General features: G+C 39.3%; 3 protein-coding genes. 1 reads left to right on the forward strand and 2 read right to left on the reverse strand.

Translation table 11 applies throughout. The features are described from left to right. Nucleotides 1–208 precede the first annotated feature (208 nt). Nucleotides 209–874, forward strand: a complete 666-nt coding sequence (locus RBR61_RS10120) for a uracil-DNA glycosylase (RefSeq protein ID WP_320344060.1) — start codon at nt 209–211, stop codon at nt 872–874. Here the strand turns inward: RBR61_RS10120 and RBR61_RS10125 are convergent. Then, a complete protein-coding gene (locus tag RBR61_RS10125; RefSeq protein ID WP_320344062.1) occupies nt 867–1814 on the reverse strand; it encodes an endonuclease/exonuclease/phosphatase family protein in 948 nt (315 codons plus the stop codon). The genes RBR61_RS10120 and RBR61_RS10125 overlap by 8 nt on opposite strands. 58 nt (nt 1815–1872) lie before the next feature. Beyond that, complete coding sequence (locus RBR61_RS10130; protein ID WP_320344064.1) at nt 1873–3822, reverse strand: M3 family metallopeptidase; 1950 nt, start codon at nt 3820–3822, stop codon at nt 1873–1875. Nucleotides 3823–3971 lie beyond the last annotated feature (149 nt).

A 3971-nucleotide genomic window follows, 5' to 3' on the forward strand; every position in this document is an offset into this window, starting at 1 on the left:
CCCATTCCGAACCCAGAAGCTAAGCCTCTCATCGCTGATAATACTGCACCTTTCAGGTGTGGGAACGTAGGTCGCTGCCTAGTTGGTCATTTCCTCTACTAACTTATTTAATCAATCGAAATTATAAAAATCTTTCTAACAGACTTAATTCATAATCTCTTTAAAATAAAATTTATATATAATCAATAATTACTTTCATAGGATTCTAATGATACTTAATAACGAGTGGCATACTTTTTTAGAGGATGAGCTCTCAAAAGATTACTTTATAAAACTTCAGCGATTCATAGAGTCGGAGTATAAAACAAAAACCGTATTTCCCAAATATGAGAATATTTTTAGAGCTTTTAATCTGCTTCATCCAGATGATGTAAAAGTTGTAATAATAGGGCAGGACCCATATCACGGTCATAATCAGGCAAACGGACTCGCTTTTTCAGTGTGTGATGAGTGTAAGATCCCTCCATCGCTGGTCAATATCTTTAAAGAGCTGCAAGATGATCTACATTGTTCTATGCCTGTAAACGGCAATCTGACTAAGTGGGCGGAGCAGGGTGTCTTGCTTATCAATAGTGTTCTTACTGTTGTAGAGGCTAACCCCAACTCGCATAAAAACATGGGGTGGGAGATATTTACCGACTCGGTTATAAAAAAACTCTCTTTAAGATATGAGGGCATCGTTTTTGTTTTATGGGGAGCTCCGTCTCAGAAAAAAGAGAGGCTGATCGATTCAAAAAAGCATCTTGTACTAAAAGCGCCTCATCCCTCACCACTCTCTTCATATCGCGGTTTTTTCGGCTCTAAGCCTTTTTCACGATCAAACTCTTATCTTAAGGTGCACAATAAAGAGGAGATTGACTGGTGTCTTAATTGACTCTGAATTTTGCTGTTACGCTCAGGTGGTCAGAGTAGCCTTTACCCTTGTGTTTTCGCACCTTTGCACGGGATATTTCCCATCTGTTTATGCTCTTTTTTTTAAAGAGATACCCTTTGTCAAAATTTGAGATGCTGCCATGAATATATGAGATATCTTTCTCGTCTAATAGGGGCTGAGAGATAAGTATATTGTCTAAAACCTCTTTTTTGCCTCTGTAGATATATGTGTATCTGCTCTCTTTGTCTGCATCGTACCAGAGGTTGTAGAAGCTATCTTTTGCAAACTTTACTTTTGAAGCTCTATCTCTTTGATTGATGGTTCCGAGTATGTGATTTATCCCTGTTATTCCGTCAGTGTCATTATGTTTTCTTTTTCTTTTGAACTTTATATACTCTTCGTAGTCTGAGTTAAAATCTCCGAGCAAGATGATATTTTTGTCAAACCCAATCTCTGAGACTCTTTTTTTAAGCGCTTTTGCAGAGATTATTCGTCTGCTCTCGGCTCCAGATTTTGATTTCCAGTGATTTACAAAAATATACAACTCTTTGCCGTTGACTACAAATTTGTTCTCCAAGATATTTCTATACTCTAATGTCTGCGTCACGCTTACCTCTTTGGAGTATATAAATGGAATTTTGCTAAGAAGCGCTACTTTTATAGTGGTATCTTTTTTATCTGCAATGCTGTAGTACTGATAATATAGCCCATGCTGTTTTAGCGTAAATCTAAGGTCAAGCAGTGCCTGAAGCGATTCAAGCTCTTGAAGAGCTATGATGTCCGCATTAATCTCTTTTATGACCTGGGCGATATTGCCAAGTTTTATTTTGTAGTTTCTCTGGTTCCAAAGCGAAGAGCCGTTTGGAATATATTCACTGTACTCATGTCCGCTTTTTTGCAGGTCAAAGAGATTTTCTACATTATAGGTCGCTATTTTCAAAATATTCTCTCCAAAAAGTGTTGCGCAGAACAAGAGAGCCAAAAGCAGGTGTCTCAAACTATATGATCCCGTTTAGACGAAGCAGACTCTCAGGGTTCGGTTCACGACCCATCAGCTCTTTAAAGAGTATGTCCATGCTTTTTGCACCGCCGCCTTCGAGAATAATATGAAGATATTTTTCAGCGATCTTGGAGTCAAATATCCCCTCTTCGACAACGCCGAAAAATGCGTCTGCACTTAAAACTTCCGCCCATTTGTAGCTGTAGTACCCTGCCGCATACCCGCCCGCAAAAATATGGGCAAAACCGTTTTGAAATTTGTTGTATGATGGCGGTTTTATAAGCGCGGTCTCCTCTCTGATGGAGTCTAAAAGTTTTTGGACATCGTCACCTTGATAGAGCTTTGTATGGAGTTTAAAATCAAAAAGCGAGAACTCGAGCTGTCTGAGCATTCCAAGAGCAGAGAGGAAGTTCTTGCTCTTTACCAACTTCTCTATCATCTCATCGGGAATGATCTCTTCTGTTTTGTAGTGATGTGCAAAGAGTTTTAGCACGCTTGGCTCATAGGCAAAGTTTTCCAAAAATTGTGATGGGAACTCGACCGCATCCCACTCTACGCCGTTTACTCCGCTTACTTCATTCTCGCTCACATTGCTTAACATATGATGCAGAGCGTGCCCCATCTCATGAAAAAGGGTCACGACATCATCATGTCTTAGAAGTGATGGGCTTTTGCTTGAAGATGGCGGAAAATTACATACTATTACGGCTGAGGCGAGTTGCTCTTTGCCCTTTTCATCTTGGCAATGTGTCTGGAAGTTGTTCATCCAAGCACCGCCCTGCTTACCCTTTCTGGCTTCTAGATCAAGATAGAGCCTCGCTTTTAATCTGCCATCCAGATAGAGATCATAAGAGAGTGCTTTTTTATGCCACAGCTCCTCGTCTACCTTTTTAAAGCTTATTCCAAAAAGTTTGTTTAAAAATTCAAACATCCCTTCCAAGACGCTCTTTTGCTCAAAATAGGGACGATACTCCTCTTCATCGATCTCATACTTCTCTTTTTTGAGTATCTCGCTGTAGTAGGCGCTATCAAAGCTCTGAAGCGGCTTTTTTGCTATCTTTTTAAGCTCCTCTAGCTCTTTTTTTGCCTGTGCTTTAGAGTTTGAAACCAGCTTTTCTAAAAAATCTACAACACTCTTCTCATCTTTTGCCATCTTGCTTGCAAGCGAGTATGAGGCGTAGTTTTTAAAGCCCAAAAGAGAGCTCATCTCATCTTTTAGTGATAAGAGCTCATCTATTATCTTGGCATTTTGAGGTGCTCTTGTAACATAAGCGCGATAAAGCTCCTCTCTTATCTTCTCGTTCTTGCCGTAGGTCATATAGGCGATATATGAAGGCATCTGAAGCGTAAATCTATATTTTATAATGCCGTTTTCTTTAAACTTAGCGCTCTCTTTATCACTCTGCGGCAATCCCTTGACATCTTTTGGATCATCTACAATATACTCGTACTCGTTTGTAGCATCAAGAAGGTTCTGGGAGAAATTGTTTGATAGCTCACTCTTCTTTATGTTTATCTCCCCGAGCCTTGCTTTGCTCTTCTCATCAAGATGTGCACCGCTTAGTTCAAAGTTCAGTATATTGAGCTCCAAAACCCTTTTTTGTTCCTGCTTTAGACTATTTTTCTCTTTTTTCTCTATCTCTTTGTAAGCTTTGTAAATACCCAGATTTTGAGAGAGCTTTGTAGAGTACCCGGTGATTATAGGCAGAGAGGCTGCATATATCTTTTGCGTCTGCTTTGTGTTTTTAACGGAGTTTAGATGCGAGAGCGGAGTGAAAAACTGCTCTAGATGCTCATCCATCATCTCAAGCGGTTTTACAAAGTTTGCAAAACTCTTCTCTTTTATCTTCAAGAGCTTCTCTACTTTTTTATTGTTCTTCTCTACTCTCTCATTTAGCTCTTTGATAAAGCTCTTTAGTTCTACTTTAAACTCTGGAAATTTACTCATATTTAATCGTCCTCTTCATCTCTTTTTTGTTTTGTTGCGCCAAATCTCTCTATCAAAATATCATCATACTCGTTTGCTTTTTTAAAAAGCCTCTCCATGGCGGTTTTTCCCTCTTTTAATGTTAATGAGGAGTCAAGATCGGAAGAGCA

The sequence above is a fragment of the Sulfurimonas sp. genome (genome assembly GCF_034005705.1).
In the GTDB taxonomy this organism is placed as follows: domain Bacteria; phylum Campylobacterota; class Campylobacteria; order Campylobacterales; family Sulfurimonadaceae; genus Sulfurimonas.

Coding starts and splice junctions, on each gene's coding strand:
- RBR61_RS10120 (WP_320344060.1), top strand. CDS start 209: ATGATACTTAATAACGAGTGGCATACTTTTTTAGAGGATGAGCTCTCA.
- RBR61_RS10130 (WP_320344064.1), bottom strand. CDS start 3,822: ATGAGTAAATTTCCAGAGTTTAAAGTAGAACTAAAGAGCTTTATCAAA.